Source organism: Halomonas ventosae (genome assembly GCF_004363555.1).
Taxonomy (GTDB): domain Bacteria; phylum Pseudomonadota; class Gammaproteobacteria; order Pseudomonadales; family Halomonadaceae; genus Halomonas; species Halomonas ventosae.
The window spans coordinates 1-19,442 of record NZ_SNZJ01000023.1 but is presented as its reverse complement, the minus strand read 5'-3'; the positions used below and the strand labels follow the sequence as shown (position 1 = coordinate 19,442).

24 protein-coding genes, 1 tRNA gene and 2 rRNA genes are annotated in these 19,442 nt (G+C 69.3%); 14 read left to right on the top strand and 13 right to left on the bottom strand.

Going from position 1 to position 19,442, the window contains the following annotated elements; all coding sequences use genetic code 11:
• Nucleotides 1-34 precede the first annotated feature (34 nt).
• The 3 genes from minE to minC all read right to left on the bottom strand — a co-directional run bounded on the left by minE (nucleotide 35) and on the right by minC (nucleotide 1,947).
• Complete coding sequence (gene minE, locus DFP85_RS16480) at nucleotides 35-286, bottom strand: cell division topological specificity factor MinE (RefSeq protein WP_071944062.1); 252 nt, start codon at nucleotides 284-286, stop codon at nucleotides 35-37.
• Nucleotides 283-1,101: a septum site-determining protein MinD gene (minD, locus tag DFP85_RS16475; RefSeq protein WP_106231346.1), complete on the bottom strand. Its 819-nt coding sequence runs from the start codon at nucleotides 1,099-1,101 to the stop codon at nucleotides 283-285. The genes minE and minD overlap by 4 nt, the downstream gene beginning before the upstream one ends.
• A gap of 72 nt (nucleotides 1,102-1,173) precedes the next feature.
• Nucleotides 1,174-1,947: a septum site-determining protein MinC gene (gene minC, locus DFP85_RS16470; protein WP_133637522.1), complete on the bottom strand. Its 774-nt coding sequence runs from the start codon at nucleotides 1,945-1,947 to the stop codon at nucleotides 1,174-1,176.
• Between the two features lie 259 nt (nucleotides 1,948-2,206).
• Here minC and DFP85_RS16465 point away from each other — a divergent pair, with 259 nt between their 5' ends.
• Nucleotides 2,207-4,987, top strand: a complete 2,781-nt coding sequence (locus DFP85_RS16465) for a DUF349 domain-containing protein (protein WP_133637521.1) — start codon at nucleotides 2,207-2,209, stop codon at nucleotides 4,985-4,987.
• A 104-nt stretch (nucleotides 4,988-5,091) separates the two neighbouring features.
• Here the strand turns inward: DFP85_RS16465 and phbB are convergent, their stop codons facing one another.
• Complete coding sequence (phbB, locus tag DFP85_RS16460) at nucleotides 5,092-5,838, bottom strand: acetoacetyl-CoA reductase (protein ID WP_133637520.1); 747 nt, start codon at nucleotides 5,836-5,838, stop codon at nucleotides 5,092-5,094.
• 189 nt (nucleotides 5,839-6,027) lie between these two features.
• Between phbB and DFP85_RS16455 the strand changes: the two genes are divergently transcribed.
• A tRNA-Met gene (locus DFP85_RS16455) sits at nucleotides 6,028-6,104 on the top strand.
• Nucleotides 6,105-6,320: 216 nt separating this feature from the next.
• On the opposite strand, the gene DFP85_RS16450 is transcribed toward DFP85_RS16455, so the two are convergent.
• Entirely contained in the window at nucleotides 6,321-7,106 is a 786-nt protein-coding gene (locus DFP85_RS16450; protein ID WP_243737329.1) for a DUF3750 domain-containing protein, read from the bottom strand.
• Nucleotides 7,107-7,182: 76 nt separating this feature from the next.
• Between DFP85_RS16450 and DFP85_RS16445 the strand changes: the two genes are divergently transcribed.
• On the top strand, nucleotides 7,183-8,121 hold the full coding sequence (locus DFP85_RS16445) for a tetratricopeptide repeat protein (protein ID WP_133637519.1): 939 nt from the start codon (nucleotides 7,183-7,185) through the stop codon (nucleotides 8,119-8,121).
• A 56-nt stretch (nucleotides 8,122-8,177) separates the two neighbouring features.
• Here the strand turns inward: DFP85_RS16445 and DFP85_RS16440 are convergent, their stop codons facing one another.
• Entirely contained in the window at nucleotides 8,178-9,356 is a 1,179-nt protein-coding gene (locus DFP85_RS16440; protein ID WP_133637518.1) for a MalY/PatB family protein, read from the bottom strand.
• A 43-nt stretch (nucleotides 9,357-9,399) separates the two neighbouring features.
• Between DFP85_RS16440 and DFP85_RS16435 the strand changes: the two genes are divergently transcribed.
• Nucleotides 9,400-9,831, top strand: a complete 432-nt coding sequence (locus tag DFP85_RS16435) for a hypothetical protein (RefSeq protein WP_133637564.1) — start codon at nucleotides 9,400-9,402, stop codon at nucleotides 9,829-9,831.
• 7 nt (nucleotides 9,832-9,838) lie between these two features.
• On the opposite strand, the gene DFP85_RS16430 is transcribed toward DFP85_RS16435, so the two are convergent.
• Complete coding sequence (locus DFP85_RS16430) at nucleotides 9,839-10,180, bottom strand: hypothetical protein (protein ID WP_133637517.1); 342 nt, start codon at nucleotides 10,178-10,180, stop codon at nucleotides 9,839-9,841.
• 50 nt (nucleotides 10,181-10,230) lie between these two features.
• On the opposite strand from DFP85_RS16430, the gene DFP85_RS16425 reads away from it, so the two are divergent.
• The 7 genes from DFP85_RS16425 to DFP85_RS16400 all read left to right on the top strand — a co-directional run bounded on the left by DFP85_RS16425 (nucleotide 10,231) and on the right by DFP85_RS16400 (nucleotide 13,714).
• The gene (locus DFP85_RS16425) at nucleotides 10,231-11,055 is read left to right on the top strand and encodes a hypothetical protein (RefSeq protein ID WP_133637516.1); all 825 of its coding nucleotides are present in this window, start codon (nucleotides 10,231-10,233) and stop codon (nucleotides 11,053-11,055) included.
• Nucleotides 11,056-11,114: 59 nt separating this feature from the next.
• Nucleotides 11,115-11,522 carry an acyl-CoA thioesterase gene (locus tag DFP85_RS16420; RefSeq protein WP_106231338.1) on the top strand — a complete coding sequence of 136 codons (408 nt, stop codon included), beginning with the start codon at nucleotides 11,115-11,117 and terminating at the stop codon, nucleotides 11,520-11,522.
• Nucleotides 11,519-11,989, top strand: coding sequence for a Cys-tRNA(Pro) deacylase (gene ybaK, locus DFP85_RS16415; RefSeq protein WP_133637515.1), 471 nt, complete (start codon nucleotides 11,519-11,521; stop codon nucleotides 11,987-11,989). Before DFP85_RS16420 ends, ybaK begins: the two co-directional genes overlap by 4 nt.
• A gap of 68 nt (nucleotides 11,990-12,057) precedes the next feature.
• Nucleotides 12,058-12,384, top strand: a complete 327-nt coding sequence (locus DFP85_RS16410; protein WP_133637514.1) for a hypothetical protein — start codon at nucleotides 12,058-12,060, stop codon at nucleotides 12,382-12,384.
• A complete protein-coding gene (locus tag DFP85_RS16405) occupies nucleotides 12,356-12,877 on the top strand; it encodes a DUF501 domain-containing protein (RefSeq protein WP_133637513.1) in 522 nt (173 codons plus the stop codon). The genes DFP85_RS16410 and DFP85_RS16405 overlap by 29 nt, the downstream gene beginning before the upstream one ends.
• Before the next feature lie 46 nt (nucleotides 12,878-12,923).
• Nucleotides 12,924-13,046: a hypothetical protein gene (locus DFP85_RS19240; RefSeq protein WP_278031952.1), complete on the top strand. Its 123-nt coding sequence runs from the start codon at nucleotides 12,924-12,926 to the stop codon at nucleotides 13,044-13,046.
• Between the two features lie 113 nt (nucleotides 13,047-13,159).
• A complete protein-coding gene (locus DFP85_RS16400; protein ID WP_133637512.1) occupies nucleotides 13,160-13,714 on the top strand; it encodes an LOG family protein in 555 nt (184 codons plus the stop codon).
• 12 nt (nucleotides 13,715-13,726) lie between these two features.
• Here the strand turns inward: DFP85_RS16400 and DFP85_RS16395 are convergent, their stop codons facing one another.
• Together DFP85_RS16395 and DFP85_RS16390 are read right to left on the bottom strand one after the other, a co-directional pair.
• Nucleotides 13,727-14,227, bottom strand: coding sequence for a hypothetical protein (locus tag DFP85_RS16395; RefSeq protein WP_133637511.1), 501 nt, complete (start codon nucleotides 14,225-14,227; stop codon nucleotides 13,727-13,729).
• A gap of 50 nt (nucleotides 14,228-14,277) precedes the next feature.
• A complete protein-coding gene (locus DFP85_RS16390; protein ID WP_133637510.1) occupies nucleotides 14,278-14,823 on the bottom strand; it encodes a tetratricopeptide repeat protein in 546 nt (181 codons plus the stop codon).
• 223 nt (nucleotides 14,824-15,046) lie between these two features.
• On the opposite strand from DFP85_RS16390, the gene DFP85_RS16385 reads away from it, so the two are divergent.
• A complete protein-coding gene (locus DFP85_RS16385) occupies nucleotides 15,047-16,078 on the top strand; it encodes an NADP(H)-dependent aldo-keto reductase (protein WP_133637509.1) in 1,032 nt (343 codons plus the stop codon).
• A 113-nt stretch (nucleotides 16,079-16,191) separates the two neighbouring features.
• Nucleotides 16,192-16,971 (top strand): peroxide stress protein YaaA, encoded by a 780-nt coding sequence (yaaA, locus tag DFP85_RS16380; protein WP_133637508.1) that lies wholly within the window; start codon nucleotides 16,192-16,194, stop codon nucleotides 16,969-16,971.
• A gap of 4 nt (nucleotides 16,972-16,975) precedes the next feature.
• On the opposite strand, the gene DFP85_RS16375 is transcribed toward yaaA, so the two are convergent.
• Nucleotides 16,976-17,554: an isochorismatase family protein gene (locus DFP85_RS16375; protein ID WP_133637507.1), complete on the bottom strand. Its 579-nt coding sequence runs from the start codon at nucleotides 17,552-17,554 to the stop codon at nucleotides 16,976-16,978.
• A 108-nt stretch (nucleotides 17,555-17,662) separates the two neighbouring features.
• Here DFP85_RS16375 and DFP85_RS16370 point away from each other — a divergent pair, with 108 nt between their 5' ends.
• Nucleotides 17,663-18,475, top strand: a complete 813-nt coding sequence (locus DFP85_RS16370) for a Tim44 domain-containing protein (protein WP_133637506.1) — start codon at nucleotides 17,663-17,665, stop codon at nucleotides 18,473-18,475.
• Nucleotides 18,476-18,572: 97 nt separating this feature from the next.
• Here DFP85_RS16370 and DFP85_RS16365 read toward each other — a convergent pair whose 3' ends face one another.
• The 3 genes from DFP85_RS16365 to DFP85_RS16355 form a co-directional block, all read right to left on the bottom strand.
• Nucleotides 18,573-18,773, bottom strand: coding sequence for a hypothetical protein (locus DFP85_RS16365; protein WP_133637505.1), 201 nt, complete (start codon nucleotides 18,771-18,773; stop codon nucleotides 18,573-18,575).
• Nucleotides 18,774-19,034: 261 nt separating this feature from the next.
• Nucleotides 19,035-19,150, bottom strand: a 5S ribosomal RNA gene (rrf, locus tag DFP85_RS16360).
• 90 nt (nucleotides 19,151-19,240) lie between these two features.
• Nucleotides 19,241-19,442, bottom strand: a 23S ribosomal RNA gene (locus DFP85_RS16355); the annotation flags it as partial.

The following is a 19,442-nucleotide window of genomic DNA, read 5'->3' as shown; positions in this document are numbered from 1 at the left end:
GGGCCGTCACCCGGGAGACGCTCAGGGACCGCGCTCAGGCCTTGGGCAGGGTCACGTTGAGCTCCAGCACCGAGCAGTTGTCCTCGCTGTCGAGGGTGATGTTCACCGCATCGTCGTCGATCTGCACGTAGCGGCGGATCACCTCCAGCAGCTCCTTCTCCAGCAGCGGCATGTAGTCCGGCTGCCCCCGCTGGGTGCGCTGATGGGCCACGATGATCTGCAGCCGCTCCTTGGCGACCGACGCGGACTTCTTGCGCTCTCGCTTCAGGAAATCGAGCAACTTCACCGGCGGACTCCTCCAAACATGCGGCTCAACAGGCTCTTCTTCTGGTACTCGTGGAAGCGCAAGGGCACCTCCTCGCCCAGCAGGCGCGCCACGGTATCGGCATAGGCCTGGCCGGCATCGCTGTTGTCATCGTGGGTGACCGGCACCCCCTGGTTGGACGCCCGCAGCACCGCCTCCGACTCCGGGATCAGGCCGAGCAGGTCGATGGCCAGGATCTCGCGGATGTCCTCCAGGTTGAGCATGTCCCCCAGGTCGACCCGGCCCGGGTTGTAGCGAGTGATCAGCAGGTGCTCCTGGATCGGGTCCTCGCCGCGCTCGGCGCGCCGGGTCTTGGAGGCCAGCAGGCCGAGGATACGGTCGGAGTCACGCACCGAGGAGACCTCGGGATTGGTGACCACGATCGCCGCGTCGGCGTAGTACATGGCCAGCTGGGCGCCGCGCTCGATGCCCGCCGGGGAGTCGCAGATGATGAAGTCGAAGTCCTTGCTCAGGGTATCGAGCACCTTCTCGACGCCCTCCTGGGTCAGGGCATCCTTGTCGCGGGTCTGGGAGGCCGGCAGGATGTGCAGGTTGTCGACCCGCTTGTCGCGGATCAGCGCCTGGTTCAGCCCCGCCTCGCCCTGGATCACGTTGACCAGGTCATAGACCACGCGGCGCTCGCAACCCATGATCAGGTCGAGGTTCCGCAGCCCCACATCGAAGTCGATGACCACGGTCTTCTTGCCACGCAGCGCCAGCCCTGTGGCGATGGCGGCTGCGCTGGTTGTCTTGCCGACCCCACCCTTGCCGGAGGTCACAACGATGATCTTGGCCAAGTGTCGCATCCTGTCTTGTGATGATGAAAGGGAATGGTGGTGCCAGCGCGGCTGCCACGCCGGTCGCCGGCATCAGGCCAGCGGCGTGATGCCGAGCTGGTCATCGCTCAGCCGGACCTGGACGGTGGTACCCAGCAGGCGCGGGTCGATGTCCTCGAGGCGCTTGTAGTTACCGGCCACCGAGAGCAGCTCGGCATGCAGCTCGCGGCAGAAGATGCCGGCCTGGGAATCACCATGGATACCGGCCAGGGCACGCCCGCGCAGGGCCCCGTAGACATGCACGCTGCCGGCGGCGAGCACCTCGGCGCCGGCATTGACTGCCCCCACCACCACCAGGTCGCCCTCGGGCGCCGTCACCTGCTGCCCGGAGCGTACCGTGCCGCGGTAGATGCGACCGCCCGCCGTGGTGCCGGCCAGCGCATCGGAAGACACGGCCTCTCCCGCCGGCTCGAGCGGCTCTTCCAGTTCGGCCTCGGCGTCGCCGTCAGCGGCGACGCTCTCCAGGGGGCGCGGGCGGGAGGCCTCCTGGGGCGGGAACCAGCCCAGCCCCAGGGCCCAGGCCGACTGCTTGACCGGGTCCGGGCCACCGCGCACCGCCACCGGGAGCAGCTTGTGGGCCCGGCACACCGCGCAGATGCGCTCCAGGGCCAGGTGGGGTTCATCGAGCTTCTCGACGTTGAGAACGACGGGGGTATGCTGGAAGAAGGCCGGCGACTGGCTGAGCTTGCCCGCGAGCTGCTCGCGAATGCGCTCGGGATCGGCGCTGGTCAGCTCCATGACCGTCATCGGCAGCATCCCCCCCTTGAAGGTGAATGCCATGCTGTCCCTGTCCACTTTGAGACTCATTGCCGAACTCCACGTCGGGTGATGATCGGGGTACAGCCACAAAGCTAAGCGAGTGGCTGCGACCCTGCAACCGATCATACGGTCAAGGGGCAGCCGTTGTCAGTGTCTCCGGATGGCCACACCTCCCGGTCGGCTGGCCTTTTCTGCAACCTCGGCACGTGCTTAGATACTCTCGACCCAGGCACCGCACCGCTGCCGCCAACAATAACGACCTTACCCGCGCCCCGTCGGGGCGCACTCCCTTTTGCCAGGATGCCCCATGCCAGGACTCCTTCGTCGCCTGTTCGCCCCGCGCTGGAAACACCCGGACCCCGAGGTCCGCCGCCAGGCCGTCGTCCGCCTCGACCCGTCCCGCGATGACCAGCGCCATGCCCTCGAGCGGCTCGCCCTCGACCCCGAGCCCGCGGTGCGCGAGGCGGCCCTGGCCCGCCTGGAGGATCCCGAGCGCCTGATCGCCCTGTGCATGGAGGGTGACGCCTCCCCGGAGCTGCGACGCCACCTGGTGGCCCTGCTCGCCGGGCGCCGCGGTGCGCATGACCTGCCGACACGCATCGCCCTGGTGGAGCGGCTCGAGGACCCTGGCCTGCTCAACGAGCTGGCCCTGCAGGGCGACAACCAGCAGCTGCGCCTCGCCGCCCTGGCCCGCCTCGAGGCGGAAGAGGATCTGATCCGCCAAGCCTGCGACAACGGCATCGCCGCCGTGCGTCATGCCGCCGCCGCCCGGGTGGAGAGCGAGGCGGGCCTCTCCCGCCTGGCCCACGAGGCCCGCCGCGACCGCCAGGTGGCCCGCAAGGCGCGTGAACGCCTCAACCGGATGCGGGCCGACGCCGCCTCCCTGGCAGCCGCCCGGGAGCGCCGCGAAACCCTGCTCGAGACCCTCGAGCAGCACGGCGGCAGCCCCTGGGAACCGCTCTATGCCGGTCGCTTCCGCCATCTGATGCGCGAATGGGCCAAGCTCGAGGACCTGCCGGACGCCCGACAGGAGCGGCGCTATCAGGATGCCTGCCTGCGCTGCCGCAAGGTCATCGGCGACCACGAGGCCCAGGAGCATGCACGGGATGCCGACCATCGCCAGCGCGAGAGTGCCGACCAGACCCGGGAGGCCCTGGTCGAGGCCCTGGAGGAGAGCCTCGAGGGCCTGCAGCAGGGCGACCGGCTGACCGACCAGGACATTGCCAGCCTGCGCGCCCAGAAGCGCCTGCTGGCCACCCGCTGGCAGGGCCTCTCCGACCAGCACCTGGCCGACGAGGCACTGCGTGACCGCTATGACCGGGCCCTGGCCGCCTATGAGGGCATCGTCCAGGCGCGCGTCCGCCTGGACGAGCGTGCCGAGGCGATCGAGCAGGCCCTGGCCGACGGCGATGACCAACGCCTCGAGGCGCTGGTGGAGGCCTGCGGCTGGCCATCGGGACTGGCCCCGGCGCCGCTGCTTGAGCGAGCCCGGCAGCGCCTGGCCGCCGAGCCTGCCCGGGAAGACGCCGATCTGGAGGCCCGACTGTCACGCTTCGTCGAGGAGCTCGACCAGCTCGAGCGCCTGCTGGAGAGCGGCGCCTTCAAGGGCGCCAGCCGACTGCACCAGCGCCTGCGCCAGCAGGCCGAGCGGCTGCCCCAGGCAACGCTCGAGCCGTACCAGGCGCGACTCAAGCGCCTCGCGGCACGACTCGCCGAACTGCGCGACTGGCGCGGCTTTGTCGCCGGGCCCAAGCGTGACCAGCTTTGTCTCGCCATCGAGGCGCTGGCCGAGGAGGAGAGCGCCAGCGACCAGGCCCTCGACCGACACCATCGCCAGCTGGTCAGGGAGTGGAAGGCCCTGGGCGATGCCGCCGCCAACCGCGAGCAGTCCGCCCGCTTCCGGGCCGCCTCCGACCGTATCCACGAGCGCCTGGCCCCCTGGCGGGAGCGCCAGCAGGCCGAACGCCAGCGCAATCTGGCGGGCCGCGAGGCACTGTGCGAGCAGCTCGAGACACTGCTCGAGCAGCCTGCCCACGAGGCCGACCCCGATGCGCTGCGCGAGATCCGCGACCGCTCGAGAGAGCAGTGGCGCCGCTTCGCCCCGGTACCCCGGGAGCAGGCCGAGCCCATCGGACGACGCTTCGGGCGCATCCGTCACGACCTCCAGGCGCTGATCGACCGGCGCGCCCGGGAGATCGCCGAGGCCAAGCGCGACCTCATCGAGCAGACCCGCGAACTGCTGGCCCGGGAGATGCCCGCGGCCAGGCGGGCCGAGCAGGCCAAGGCGCTGCAGCGTCGCTGGCGTGAGCTGGGGCGCGCACCCAAGGGCGAGGAGCAGGCGCTGTGGCGGGAGTTCCGCTCGCTGTGCGACGACATCTTCGCCAGCCGTGATGCCGCCCGGGATGACCAGGCCCAGCGCAACCAGGCCCGTCTGGATGCCATGCAGGCGCTGATCGACCGGCTTGACAGCTGGCACCCGGCGCACAGCCGCGAGGTTAGCGTGCTGGACGAGGCGGTGCGCGAGGCCACGGCACTTGAGCCCCTGCCCTCGGGACGGCGCAGCGAGGGCATGCGCCGCCGCTGGACCGGCATCGTGCGCGCCCGCCGCGAGCGCCTGGCCCGCCTGTCGCTGGCCGAGGAAGCCGAGCGCTGGCAGGCCATCCGCCCCCTGCTCAATGCCCACCTGCAGGCGGATGCCCGGCGCCTGGCGGGTGGTCCCGTCGAGACGGTTCCCCTGCCGGATGGCCTGGCGCTGCCGAGCTCACTGCGGGACGCCCACGAATGTCGCAATGCCGCCCGTCGGACCGGCGCGGACGATGCGGTGGAGGAGCGACTGGCACGCCTGCGGGCCCACCTGTCACTGCTGGCCGGCGGTCGCGTCAACCAGCGGGACGACCCGCTGCGCCTGGCGATCCAGGTCGAGCGCCTCAACGACAGCCTGAGCCAGCAGACCTCCCGCGCCGAGGAGCTCCATCAGATACTCGCCGACCTGCTGGCCACCGGCCCGATGCCCGAGGGGCTCTGGGAGCGCGAGGTGGGCGAACTCGACCGCATGCTCGAGAGCCTGGCCGAGCTGCCACCGCCCTGATCGGGAACGCCGCCCACAGACGCGACAGCGCGAGGCGGATGCCTCGCGCTGTGGGGCTGCCGCCGGGGTCACCGGCGACAGGGGAGCGTGCGACGGTCGGGCGATCAGCCCATGAACTGCCCGCCGTTGATGTCGATGTTGGCGCCGGTGATGAAGCCCGACTCCTGGTCGGCGAGGAAGGTCACCAGGCGACCGATCTCCTCGGGCGTCCCGTAGCGCTTGACCGGGATGGTCTCGCGGATGGCCTCACGGACCTTCTCGGGAATGTTCATGATCATGTCGGTGGCGATGTAGCCGGGTGACACCGTGTTCACGGTGATGCCCTTGGTGGCGGTCTCCTGGGCCAGCGACATGGTCAGGCCATGCATGCCCGCCTTGGCCGCGGCGTAGTTGACCTGGCCAAACTGGCCCTTGCGGCCATTGATGGACGAGATGTTGATGATCCGACCATAGCCCTTCTCGAGCATGCTCTCGATCACGCTGCGGCAGGTGTTGAAGACGCTGTTGAGGTTGGTGTCGATGACCTCGTGCCACTGGTCCGGCGTCATCTTCTTCATGGTGCCGTCGCGGGTGATCCCGGCGCAGTTGACCAGCACGCTGATGGGACCGTGCTTCTCCTCGATCTCCTTGACCCCTTTCACGCAGGCATCAAAGTCGACCAGGTCGATCCCGGCGATGTCGATGTTGTCGAAACCCTCGGCCTTCTGGGTCTCCAGCCAGGCCTTGGCCTTCTCCGGGTTGTGGTATCCCGCAACCACCGTGTAGCCCGCTGAGGCCAGCGTGCGGCAGATGGCGCTGCCGATACCCCCGGTACCACCGGTGACCCAGGCGACGGGTGCTTGTGTTGTCATTGACTACCTCCCTGATATGCATGACATCTTTCTGGCGTGGCGCCAGGCCGGCCATCACCAGTCTTGTTCATTGACCTGTCACCTTGATGACAGCAGAGGGAGTATGGACCAGAAAATGCCACCGGGACGAGCGTTTGAAATCAATCCTTGACCAAAGGCGAATAGCCTGTAGAATACGCTCCACGTTGATGCGGGGTGGAGCAGTCTGGTAGCTCGTCGGGCTCATAACCCGAAGGTCATCGGTTCAAATCCGGTCCCCGCTACCAAATTCCTGAGAGAGGCCAGAACCTAACGGTTCTGGCCTTTTTCATGTCTACAGTAAAACTTTCTGGTAACTCGTCGGGCTCGGCTCTTCACAACCCCAGAAAGGTCATCGGCTCAATCCGGTCCCTGCGACCAGATACCGAAAAAGCCGATTCCTGCGGGAGTCGGCTTATTCATGTGGTATGACCGTCGGTCATCGGTTCCCTGTCGTTCCAGAGTCAGCGGTCCCCGCTGCCCTCCTCTCGCCCCTTGATGGCAGGCGCCATGCCCAGCCGGCCGATGCCTGGCAGCTTGAGCGCCGGGCGGAGCGGGTCGATGCCCAGCGCGAGGCCCAGCAGGCTGACCTCGAGCCCCTCGTCGCGCCCCAGGGTCACTCCCAGCAGGCCACCCAGCGAGGCGGTGACGCCGCGCCCGCCCGGCGCCGCGGCCAGCACGCCGTCGAGCAGGTAGTCCTTGCCCACCGCCGTCACCGGCAGCGCCGCCTCCAGTCCCTCCACCTCGCGGACCACCCAGGCGGTGAAGGTGTTGCTGTTGGGGCCCGGCCAGGCACGGTAGGTCGAGGGGGCCGGGTAGGCCGCCACCGCGGCCTCGATCCCGGGAATCAGCCGCGCGGCCGCCTCGCCCCGGTAGTCGGCCAGCAGCACCGGTTCGCTGCCGTACCAGGCCCGGTCCGGCGTTGGGGTCGAGCGGGACACCAGGGCCGGACGGCGCCAGCTGAGCACATGGTGCATGCGCCAGGCGCTGGCTCCGGCTTCGCGAGTGGCGATCCAGGTATGCACGCCGAAGGCGCCGCGCCAGCCCCAGGCCCTGGCGGCATAGAGCTGCACCACTGCCCCCGAGGCCTCGGCTGCGGGCGGGGCCAGGCCGGCCGGGGCACGATCGGCCGTGGACCAGTGGCCACGACCCTCCACGCGCTCGGTGGCCAGCATCCACAGCGGCCCGGCCAGCAGCAGGGCGAGCATCACCGCCAGCCCGGCGGTCATACGCAGAATTCGTCCTACCATGAGCCGCTCCCCTTGAAGTCGCGGGCGATCACCCGCATCTGTACAGCAAATTCATCCCCACGCAAGGCTAGCGATCATGCCCATCGTCGACCCCCGCACCGGTGAGCCGCTCACCGACGACACTTCCGCCGGCGAGAATGCCGAGGCGCCGTCAGCCGGCGGCCAGAACGCCGAGATGATCATCGACGTCGACGCCAGCAACATCCAGCAGCTGCTCGAGACCTCGATGCAGGTGCCCGTGCTGCTCGACTGCTGGGCCCCCTGGTGCGAGCCCTGCAAGAACCTGATGCCGATCCTCGAGAAGCTGGCCCGCGAGTACCGGGGGGCCTTCATTCTCGCCAAGCTCAACATCGACGAGAACCAGGAGATCGCCGGCCAGCTCGGCGTGCGCTCGGTGCCGGACGTCAAGCTGATCAGCCAGGGCGGCCTGGTCGACCACTTCCAGGGCGCCCTGCCCGAGAAGCAGGTGCGCGAGTGGCTGGGACGCTACTTCCCGGCGCCGGAAGAGGCCCCGGCGAGCCCCGAGGACCAGGCCGCCGAGGCCCTGGCCGCCGGCGATGCCGCTACCGCCCGGCAAATCTACCAGGAGCTGGTGCAGCAGTATCCCCAGCACCACCCCTACCAGGTGGAGCTGGCCCGCGCCCTGGTGGCCGATGGCCAGGCCGAAGAGGCCCGCGCCCTGCTGGACAACCTCCCCCCGGAGGAGCGCGATGCCGCCCCGGCCCGCGGCGTGCGCGCCAGCATCGAGTTCGGCGAGCAGGCCCCCTCCGCAGAGGAGCTGGCCGCCCTGGAGGGCCGCGACGACAGCGAGGCCCACTACAAGCGCGCCCTGCGCCAGGTGGCCGACGGCCACTACGAGGAAGGCCTGGATGCCCTGCTGGCGCTGATGAAGCGCGACCGCGCCTACGGCGACGATGCCGCCCGCCGTACCCTGCTGCAGGTCTTCGATGCCCTGGGGGCCGACCATCCGCTGACGGTCGCCTACCGCCGCAAGCTCTTCGCCCTGCTCTACTGACGCGCCAGCCAGGGTCCGACTCGCACGGCCGCCTCCCGGGGCGGCCGTGCGTGTGTTCAGCCCCCGAGCACGGCATCCAGGCGCGCCAGGGCCGCCTCCAGCTGGGTGGCCGTGGTGCCGAAGTTGAGACGGGCAAAGCCCGGCCAGCCGAAATCGGCGCCGTCGGAGAGGGCCACGCCGGCCCGCTCGAGGAGCAGCCGCTGCGGCGCCCCCTCCAGCCCCTCGAGCGCTCGCGCCTCGCGCAGGTCCAGCCAGGCCAGGTAGGTGGACTCGGGCGGACTCATGGCCACGCCGGGCCAGCCGGCCACCCGCTCGACCAGCGCCTGGCGATGGCCGCGCAGCACGCCCAGCAGGGCCTGCCGCCATGCCTCGCCCTGGGCATGGGCGGCCTCGGCAGCGACCAGCCCCAGTACATTGCCATCGGGGGTCAGCCCCTTGATGCCCTTGGCGAAGCGTCGCCGCAGGCCGGCGTCGGGGATCACCGCGCAGGCCGTGGTGAGCCCCGCCAGGTTGAAGGTCTTGGATGGCGCCCAGAGGGTCACGATGCGCGAGGCCAGCTCCGGGAACGCGACCGCCAGCGGCACATGGCGGGCGCCCTCGTCGAGCAGCAGGTCGCAGTGCAGCTCGTCGGAGACCACATACAGGTCGTGACGCGCGACCAGTTCCACCAGCCCCGCCAGCTCCTCGCGGGTCCATACCCGACCGGTGGGATTGTGGGGATGGCACCAGAGCAGCAGCCGGGTCTCGGGGGTGATGGCTGCCTCCAGCGCCGCAAGGTCGAGCCGCCAGGGCTCGCCGGGCGCGGCCGGGGCGCTCATCGCCGCCTGCTGCGGCATGCGCCCGGTGCGCTCGGCCACCCGCAGGAAGGGCGGGTAGATGGGCGTCACCGTCAGCACGCCGTCCCCGGGCTCGGTCAGCGCCAGGCTCGCCATGTGCAGCGCCGGCACCACCCCCGGCAGCCACAGCTGCCAGCCGGGCTCGATGGCCCAGCCATAGTGCTCGGCGCTCCAGGCGCAGAGTGTCTCGCGCAGCGAGTCGGGCACCAGGCCATAGCCGAAGACGCCATGCTCGACCCGGGCCCGCAGGGCCTCGATGACCGCAGGTGGCGAGGCGAAGTCCATGTCGGCGACCCACAGCGGCAGCACGTCATCGCCGTAGCGGTGCCACTTCTGCGAGGGCCAGTCGCCGCCCGACGGGTGGCGGCGCTCGACGGGCGTGGCAAAATCGAATTCCATGTGCAGTTCCCGATCCCAGAAGGCCAACAAGATGAACGAGACCATGCCCCAAGACGGCTTCTATGCCAAGGTACGCCGCGGCCTGCCCGCCCTGGTCGCCCAGTGGCTGACCCTGGGCCAGGGCGATGCCGACCGCCTGGCGCTGCTGCTCGCCGAGACCGCCCGGGTGACCCGAATCGGGCTCCCCGAGCAGACCCCGGATGGTGACACCCTCGTCGATTGGAGCCGTCCCGACGGCGAGGAGCCCCCCCTCTGGGCGGCGCGCACCGCCACCTTCCTGCTGGTGCAGATGCCGGCCCGGCCGCAGCCGGCCAGCGACGACGAGGCCTGCGCCTGGGCCTACTGCTGGCTGCGCAACCGCGACTTCGAGGACCTCGCCGCCGCCGAGCAGGCACTGCCCGGGCACCTCCGCGAACCGCTGGCTGCCGTCCTCACGGCCGCCTGGACCGACCTCAAGGGGCTGCGCCTGGTCTGAGGACCGACTAGCGCCGCCGCGTCGCCCGCTTCTTGGGGCGGAAGCCGGCGGGCTTGGTGGAGAGCCATGCGACGAAGGTCTGGATCTGCGGGTGGGCCATCAGTGCCTCCCGGCTGCGATAATGCTCGGCCAGTTCTCGCTCGCCAAGCACCGCATGGAGGTGCTTGTGGCAGGGATGGCAGACCCAGAGGATGGCGGTGAGCCGCTCCGCCCGGTCGAAGCGTCGCCGGTAGCGGGCCTTGCCGTGCAAGGCCCGCGGAATGAGATGGTGGCGGGTCAGCGGCGCGGCGCGCCCGCACAGCTCGCAGGCCTCGGGACGCGGCGGGGGCGTGAGATCATGACCGGCCATGCGGGCCTCCCGACATTCCAGGACACACCCGAAAGGATAAGGAAAACAGGATGGAAGTTCCCCTGAGCTGGCAGCTGGCCAAGCTGCTGGTATCGATCGGCGTGGTGCTCGGCCTCTCGGTGATCGCCGAACGGGTCAGCACCCGCGTGGCCGGCCTGCTGGCCGGCTACCCGCTGGGCACCGCCATTGCGCTGTTCTTCATCGGCCTGGAGATCTCCCCGGCCTTCGCCACCCAGAGTGCCGTGCACACCCTGGCCGGCTTCACCGCCACCCTGGCGCTGGGCGGCGGCTACCTGCTCTGCGCCCGCCGCGACGGCCTGGCCGGCGTGCTCGCCGGCACCGCGGGGGGGCTCGCCGCCTGGCTGGCGGTGAGCCTGCTGCTGACCCAGGTGGAGTTCACCCGCCTGACCGGCACCCTGACCACCCTGGCGGCGATCTTCCTCTTCATCCGGCTCTACCGTCGGGTACCGGAAACCGCGACCGGCGCCCGCGGCGGCTTCAGCTGGGCGGCGCTGGGCCTGCGTGCCGCCCTGGCCGCCGGGATCATCTTCCTGATCACCGGCCTCGCACACGTGATGCCGGCCGCCTGGGCCGGGGTCATGGCTGCCTTCCCGGTGACCATGTACCCCTTCCTGGTGATCCTGCACCTGACCCATGGCGCCGCTCCGGTGGCCACGGTGATCAAGCACTACCCGGCGGGGCTCGGCGCGCTGCTCTGGTACGCCCTGTGCGTCTCGCTGACCTATGACAGCCTGGGGCTGGTGCTCGGCACCCTCGTTGGCTTCGCCGTCGCCACCGCCTGGCTGCTGGCCTGGACCCGCCTGCTGGCCTGGCGGGCCGCTCGCCTGGCGGCAAGACCACGCGCCGGGACTTGACCGAGCGCTTGCTCGGGGCAAAGCTGTCAGGCCGACATGGATCACGAGGACCCTCCCCGATGTTCACCCGCACCATCGAGCCCGCCTTCTACGACACCGATGCCCTGGGCCACGTCAACAACACCCGGCTGCCGGCCTGGTTCGAGCTGGCCCGCAACGACCTCTTCCGGCTCTTCACGCCGGACCTGGACCCGCGCAAGTGGCGCCTGATCATGGCGCGCATGGAGGTCGACTACCGGGCCGAGCTGCAGTACGGCCGCGAGATCGAGATCCGCACCTATGTCTCGCGGCTCGGCAACAGCTCCTTCACGGTGAGCCAGGAGGCGCGCCAGGACGGCCAGCTGACCAACCTCGGCCATACCGTGATGGTGCACTTCGACCACGAGGCCAAGAAGGCCATCCCCATCGAGGGCGAGCTGCGCGAGGCCCTCGAGGCTCACCTCCAGGCGGAGCCGGCGGACGCATGACCCCGGCGGTGAAGGTCCTCGAGAAGGCCGGCGTCGCCTTCAGCCTGGCCGAGTACGACCATGACCCGCGCAGCCCCGCCTACGGCGAGGAGGCCGCCCGGGCGCTGGGCCTCTCGCCCGAGGCGGTGTTCAAGACCCTGCTCGCCCGGCTCGACGACGGCCGCCTGGTGATGGCCATGTTGCCGGTCTCCGCCCAGCTCGACCTCAAGGCCCTGGCGCGGGCGGCCGGGAGCCGCAAGGCCAGCCTGGCCGACCCCGCCGATGCCGAGCGTGCCACCGGCTACGTGGTCGGCGGCATCAGCCCGCTGGGCCAGAAGAAGCGCCTGCCGGCCTTCCTCGACGCCGGCGCCGAGCGCCTCGCGACCCTCCACGTCAGCGGCGGTCGCCGCGGGCTGGAGATCTGCCTGGCGCCGGACGACCTGGCGCGCCTGACCGGGGCCCGCCTCGCGGCCCTGGCACGGCACTGAATCGCCGCCGAGCCGAAGCCCGGCCTACGGTGTCACAACAGGACCGCCATCCACCGACGGGAGCCCCCATGGCCATTCGCTATACCCTCTGGCTGGACCCGGACGACACGCCCCGGCATCGCGCCGTCGAGGCCGACCTGGAGCGCTACTTCATCGCGCGCTTCGCAGACTATCCCCACATCCGCTTGTTCGGTGCCGACCCTTACGATTATGATGCGCCGTTCAATCGCCTCCATGACGTGCTGATGGCGCGGGCCGGCGAGTATTGCGAGCGGGAGTGGCGCTACGTCCCCACCCCCGAGCAGCTCAACCGCGCCTTCTTCCTCGCCGTGGGGCACTCGAACAAGTTCGTACGGGACGAAGACGATGGTGATCCGCACCGACCTGGCCCCTGACGCGCGGCAGCTGGCCATCATCGCCGAGCAGCTCGGCCGCGCGCCCCGCGGCATCGAGGCCCTGGCTGCCACCGACGGCGAGGGTACCCCGCTGGTGCTGCGCATGGCGCCCATCGTCGACGGCAAGCCCTTCCCGACGCTCTACTGGCTCTGCTCCGAGCGCCTCAAGGTCGAGATCTCGCACATCGAGGCCGCCGGGGTGATCAAGCAGCTGGAGACTCGCCTGCAGCAGGACCCCGACTTCCTGGCCGCCTACCACCGCAGCCACGACGCCTACGTGGCGGCCCGCTGGGCCTACATGAGCGAGGCCCAGAAGGCCGAGGTGACCCGCCTGGGCTATGCGGACGTGCTCACCGAGCGCGGCATCGGCGGCATCGCCAACCGCGACCAGGTGCGCTGCCTGCACACCCAGTATGCCCACCACCTCTGCGGCGAGAACGTCATCGGCCAATGGCTCGATGAGCACTACGGCGTGGCCGACTGCCTGCCCTGACGCCAACAACAACCCCTTCCCTGACCACCTCCAAGGAGACCCCCGGATGTACCTGGATACCCATGTGATTGCCAGTCTCGGACTGATCGCCAGCATGCTCGTCATCACCGGCGTGGGCGTGAAGCTGCTGCGCCAGGCCATGAAGCGCGATGCCGCAGGCATGCGCTGAACCGACCGGCTCGCATCACACCCCCAGGGGCGCCTTTTCGGCGCCCCTGTCGTTTCCAGGCTTTCGACTCCCCCGCGTGGTCGCTAGCATGAGTGCTTGCCAAGGAGGAAGACATGTCGAGATTCTGCGTCTATCTGGGGTCCCGGGAGGGCCGTGACCCGCAATTCGTCGAGTCGGCGCGCCGACTCGGTACCGAGCTGGCCCGTCGCGGCCATGGCCTGGTCTATGGCGGCGCCCGCGTCGGCCTGATGGGGGAGCTGGCCGATGCCGTGATGGCGGCCGGCGGCGAGGCGATCGGGGTGATGCCCGACCACCTGGTCGAGCGCGAGCAGGCCCACCACGGCCTGACCGAGCTGGTGCGGGTACGCAACATGCACGATCGCAAGGCCAGCATGGCGGCCCATGCCGATGCCTTCATCGTGCTGCCCGGGGGCATCGGCACCCTGGAGGAGTTCTTCGAGGCCTGGACCTGGCACTACCTGGGCCTGCACGACAAGCCCATCGGCGTGCTCGACACCGCCGGCTTCTATGCCCCGCTGCTGGCCTTCCTGGACAGCACCGTGGAGCACGGTTTCCTCAATGGCCGCACCCGGGCCGAGCTGGTCGATGCTACCGACCCCGCCGAGCTGCTGGAAGCGCTGGAGCGCCGACTGGCCACGGCCGGCTGACCCGCCATGGCCTCAGGCGCCGGCGGCAAGCTCGAGGGTGCGCAGGTAGGTGAGCTGCAGCAGGCGCGCATCCTCGCCGGCCCGGTGCCGGTGGATGCCCTGCTCGCGGATGATGGCTTCCTTGGTGCGACTCCACAGGGCCTGCTGCCCCTCGCTGAGCAGGATGCGCAGGGCCTCGAGGCGGAAGGCCGGCAGCATGCCCGCATGGTGGAAGAGCAGCGATAACCAGGTGTTGTCGTAGCCCCAGCTGTCGCTGTAGGCGATGCCGACCTCTCCCAGCTCGTCATTGAGCCAGCGGGCCACCTGGCGCACCGGGTAGCCCTCGCGCTGCAGCCGACCACGGCTGATGCCGTGCAGCAGCTCGGCCTTGGGATCCCAGTGCGTCCACTCGGCCAGCGGCTGGATGAGGAAGGCGCAGGTACTGCCATCGGCGCGGGCCAGGCCGACCTCGATGGGGTAGCTGCCGCGCCCGAAGCCGGACGCCTCGATATCCAGCAGTGTGGGTAGCGTCACGGGCGGGAGAGTCCTTGGTCGAGATGGCCGATGGCAGGGGAGGCGAAGAGCTAGTGTCGCGTCTCGCCTTCGGCCTTGTCCAGAGAACCAGAGCCCAGAGAACCAGAGTCCAGCGAACCGGCAAGCCCGGCAAGGCGGTCGGCCAGGGCCTGCCAGTGACCGGCCTTCTCGACATCCACCGGCAGCCCCAGCTCGCCGTTGCGATAGGCGCGGGCCAGGCGGGTGGCCGCCAGGGGGTGGCCCGCCTCGCCGGCCCGCGCGTACCAGGTCACCGCATGGTCGTCGCGGCTCGGATACTGGGCGCAGCCATGCTCGTGGATCTGGCCGGCCTGGTACTGGGCCTTGGCATCCCCGGCATGGGCGGCCTCGAGCACGTAGCGCGCCCCGCGGGCCTTGTCCTGGGGACTGACGCCGCGGTGGAAGAGCATATGACCATACTGCGACAGCGCCGCCGGATGCCCGGCATCGGCGCAGCGCTGGAAGAGGTGCATGGTCAGGCGCTGGGTACGCGGCGAGCGGGGGAGCCAGCGGGTATGGAACAGCTGCTGTGCAAGCCGGTACTCGAGCCGGGTGAACAGTGAGGATGCCTCTGGCATGGCAACAACCCTGCGTCCAGTGGTGCGGAAACGATACCGGCCACCTCCTGTGGCCGGTATCGCTCCCTGCGGAAAACGGTGGCCCTGCGGACTCCGCCGGGGCAATGGGGAAGCAAGCATACGCGCGCCCCGGCAGTGACTCAACCCCCGGGATTTGCCGCCCCGCCCGGGCCCCGCTACCCTACCGGCTCAACCCCTTCAGCAGTCCTGCCAGGAGTGACGGATGCAGACGCGACCGCTAGGCGATACCGGCATCGAGGTCAGCCGCCTGTGCCTCGGTACCATGACCTTCGGCGAGCAGAACAGCGAGGCACAGGCCCACGAGCAGCTCGACCGCGCCGTGGCCTTCGGCATCGACTTCATCGACACCGCCGAGATGTATCCGGTGCCTCCCGTGGCCGAGACCCAGGGCCGCACCGAGGCCTATATCGGCAGCTGGCTGAAGCGGCGCGGCAGCCGGGATGACGTGATCATCGCCACCAAGGCCACCGGTCCCGGCCTTGGGCATATCCGCGGCGGCCCGCGGCTGACCCGGGAGCACCTCCACCAGGCGATCGACGACAGCCTCGCCCGGCTGCAGACCGACTACGTGGACCTCTACCAGCTGCACTGGCCCGACCGGAAGGCCAACTTCTTCGGCAGGCTCGGCTACGAGCCTGACGAGGAGGAGGACGCCACACCGCTGGAGGAGACGCTGTCGGCGCTCAAGGAGCTGGTGGATGCCGGCAAGGTGCGCGCCGTCGGGCTCTCCAACGACACGCCCTGGGGCGTGATGCGCGCCCTGCACCTGGCCGACACCCTGGGCCTGCCCCGGGTCGCCAGCATCCAGAATCCCTACAGCCTGCTCAACCGCAGCTTCGAGGTGGGGCTGGCCGAGATCGCCCACCGCGAGCGGGTGGGGCTGCTGGCCTACTCGCCGCTGGCCTTCGGCATGCTCTCCGGCAAGTACCTGAATGGTGCCCGTCCCGCCGGCGCCCGGCTGACCCTCTTCGAGCGTTTCCAGCGTTACACCAACCCGCTGGCCGAGGAAGCGACCGCGGCCTACGTGCAGATCGCCCGCGACCATGGCCTGGACCCCGCCCGGATGGCCCTGGCCTACGTCAACTCGCGCCCCTTCCTGACCAGCAACATCATCGGCGCCACCACCATGGAGCAGCTGGAGAGCAACCTGGCCAGCGAGTCCCTGCGGCTCGATGACGAAGTGCTGGAGGCCATCGAGACCGTTCATCGGCGCATTCCCAACCCCGCGCCCTGAGCCGACGCCGGCGCGAGGGGCTATCACCCCGATAGCCCCTCGCCCCCGGGCCGCTTGGTATACTGGCCTGCATCGCCATCAGGCCATCCCCCTTCAGGCACAGGAGCGCCCCCATGCTGAGCGTGATCTCGCCCGCCAAGACGCTGGACTTCGAGACCCCGGCCACCACGGCCCTGCATACCCAGCCGGACCATCTCGACAGCAGCCGCGAGCTGATCGAGATCCTGCGCGACTACTCGCCCCAGCGGCTCAGCGAGCTGATGGGCATCAGCGACAAGCTGGCCGGCCTCAATGCCGCCCGCTTCGCCGAGTGGCACACCCCCTTCACGCCAGAGAACGCCAAGCCCGCCGCCCAGGCCTTCCAGGGCGACGTCTACGTGGGGCTCGAGGCGGACACCTTCAGTGACGACGACAACGCCTTCGCCCAGGAGCACCTGCGCATCCTCTCCGGCCTCTATGGCCTGCTGCGCCCCCTGGACCTGATCCAGCCCTATCGCCTGGAGATGGGAACCCGGCTCGAGAACCCCGCGGGCAAGGACCTCTACGCCTTCTGGAAGGAGTCCCTCACCGCGGAGCTCGACCGCGCCGTGGCGGCAAGCGGCAGCCCGGTGCTGGTCAACCTGGCCTCCAACGAGTACTTCAAGGCGATCGACACGAAGCGGCTCGAGGCACGCGTGATCACCCCGGTGTTCAAGGACGAGAAGAACGGCAAGCTGAAGATCATCAGCTTCTATGCCAAGAAGGCCCGCGGCCTGATGGCCGCCTGGATGATCCGCCAGCGCCTGGACGACCCCGAGGGCCTCAAGAACTTCGACGTGGCGGGCTATGCCTACAACGCCTCTCTCTCGGAAGGCGACACCCTGGTCTTCACCCGCGCCGAGGGCGCCGCCTGAGGGGCTAGCCGGTAAAGACCAGGGGGCGTGCCGAGCGGCCCCGGAGGAAGCGACGGTGGGCCTGCTTGAAGCGCTCGTCGTCGCAGCGATGCAGCCACTCGTAGGCGACCATGTCGGCACTCACCGGCACCGCACCGGCCTGGACCATCCGCTCCTTGGCCAACCGCGCCTCGCCGGCCCGCCGGCTGGCGCAGGCCTCCACCAGCCAGTAGACCTCGTAACCCGCCTGGAGCAGGCCAAGGCCGGTCTGCATCACGCAGATATGCGCCTCGGTGCCGCACAGCACCACCTGGCGACGATCACCGGCGGCCATGGCCTCGGCGAAGGCCGGCTCGGCATGGGCATCGAAGTGGACCTTGTGCCACAGGCGGTGCGCCGGCAGGGCCTCGAGCAGCCGCGGCTCGCTGCCTCCCAACCCCTCGGGATACTGCTCGGTGACCCACACAGGCACCTCGAGCTCGCCGGCCATGCCGCCTAGCCAGGCGGCCTCGGTCACCGCCTGGTCGCCATGTTCGATCACCGGCAACAGGCCGGCCTGCAGGTCGACGATCAGCAGCAGGCTGTTCTCTCGCATCAGGCGCATCGGCGGCCCCTCTCTTTATGCGTTAGTTGTCGTGGCTGACCAGCATAGCCGCTAGAATGGACGCTTCCGACCCTTTCTCATCCCCTTCCCCGATGGAGAACTCCCCCGATGCGTCATCTTCTCGTCATGCTCGTGGTTGGCGTGCTGGGCTTCGGCCTGGCCGTGGACCATGCCGATGCGCGCCGCCTGGGTGGCGGCAAGAGCTTTGGCAGCCAGTCCCGTACCGTGCAGCAGCAGCCCGCGGCTACCCAGAACCAGGCCGCCGGCAGCCGCGCCACCCAGGCGCGCCCCGGCTCACGGATGGGTGGCATGCTCGGCGGCCTGCTCGCTGGCGGCCTGCTCGCCGCGCTCTTCTTCGGTGGGGCCTTCGACGAACTGCGCCTGATGGATATCCTGCTGGTCGCCGGCGTGGCCTTCCTGCTCTTCAAGCTGCTGGCCCGCCGCCGGCCGGCCATGGCCGGAGGCCCGGGCCAGCCGGATGCCTCCGCAGGACCCCAGCGCTTCCAGGCCGAACAGGCACCGCTGGGTGGCGGGGCCGCCTTCGCCTCGGAGCCAGAGTGGTTCGACCGGGAACGCTTCCTCGGCGGCGCCAAGGAGCATTTCATGACCCTGCAGCGCGCCTGGGACAACAACGACTTCGCCGGCATCCAGGAGTACGTGACTCCGGAGCTCTACAACCTGCTGCGTGAGGAGCGTGACCAGCAGCCGGCGAACAATCGCACCGAGATCGTGCGGCTGTTCGCCGAACTCGGCGATATCCGCGAGGTGGGCCAGGAGGCCGAGGCCACGGTGATCTTCCACGGCATCATCGCCGAGAATGGGGAAGAGAACGAGTTCAACGAGACCTGGCACCTGACCCGTCAGCTGCGCGACGGCGCGCCCTGGTACCTGCAGGGAATCGAGCAGAATCCCGGCGCCTGACGCCCCACGGCGTGGCAGGCCAAGACGCGAAAGGCCGGGCAAGTTGCCCGGCCTTTTCTATTTTCTGCTTTCGGTTTCTGTTACCGGCAGTGGGCGATCAGTTCTGGGCATCCTCGGCCGCCTGCTCCATCTCCTCGCCCGCTTCTTCCATTTCTTCGCCCATCTCTTCCATGGACTCGTCGATGTTCTCGCCCGCCTCTTCGGCCGGCCCCTGCTCTTCCTCGCAGGCCGCCAGGCCGGCCCCCAGCATGGCGATCAACAGGGCCAGGCCCAACTTGCGCATCATGGTGTTCTTCATGCTCATCTCCTTCTGAGACGTCCAGATCCATTGGGGTCTTGCAGGAAAACCCTAGCCGCTGGCAGACGGCCTTTCCACTCCGGCTTGCAACATCTTGTAACGGGGTGAGTGCCGGACATGAAAAGACCCCGTGCTCTTTCGAACACGGGGTCTTCTCGGGATAGGTGCCTGACGATGACTTGGCCGGCACCCCGGGACTCTTCATGGGGAGGCCCCCGGAACGACGAAACCCCGACCAATGGCCGGGGTTTCTGAATAAGTGCCTGACGATGACCTACTCTCGCATGGGGAGGCCCCACACTACCATCGGCGCTGAGCGGTTTCACTGCTGAGTTCGGCATGGGATCAGGTGGTTCCCGCACGCTATGGTCGTCAGGCGAAAAACGGTGAATCATGCTGAGCTGTCTACGAGATCGTCTCGTCGTATCCGGCTGTCGGTCGCCATCGGCAGACCGCTTGGGTGTTATATGGTCAAGCCTCACGGGCCATTAGTACCGGTTAGCTCAACGCCTTGCAGCGCTTCCACATCCGGCCTATCAACCAGCTGGTCTCGCTGGGCCCTTCAGGAGGCTCGAGGCCTCGGGGATGTCTCATCTTGAAGGGGGCTTCCCGCTTAGATGCTTTCAGCGGTTATCCCGTCCGCACATAGCTACCCGGCAATGCCACTGG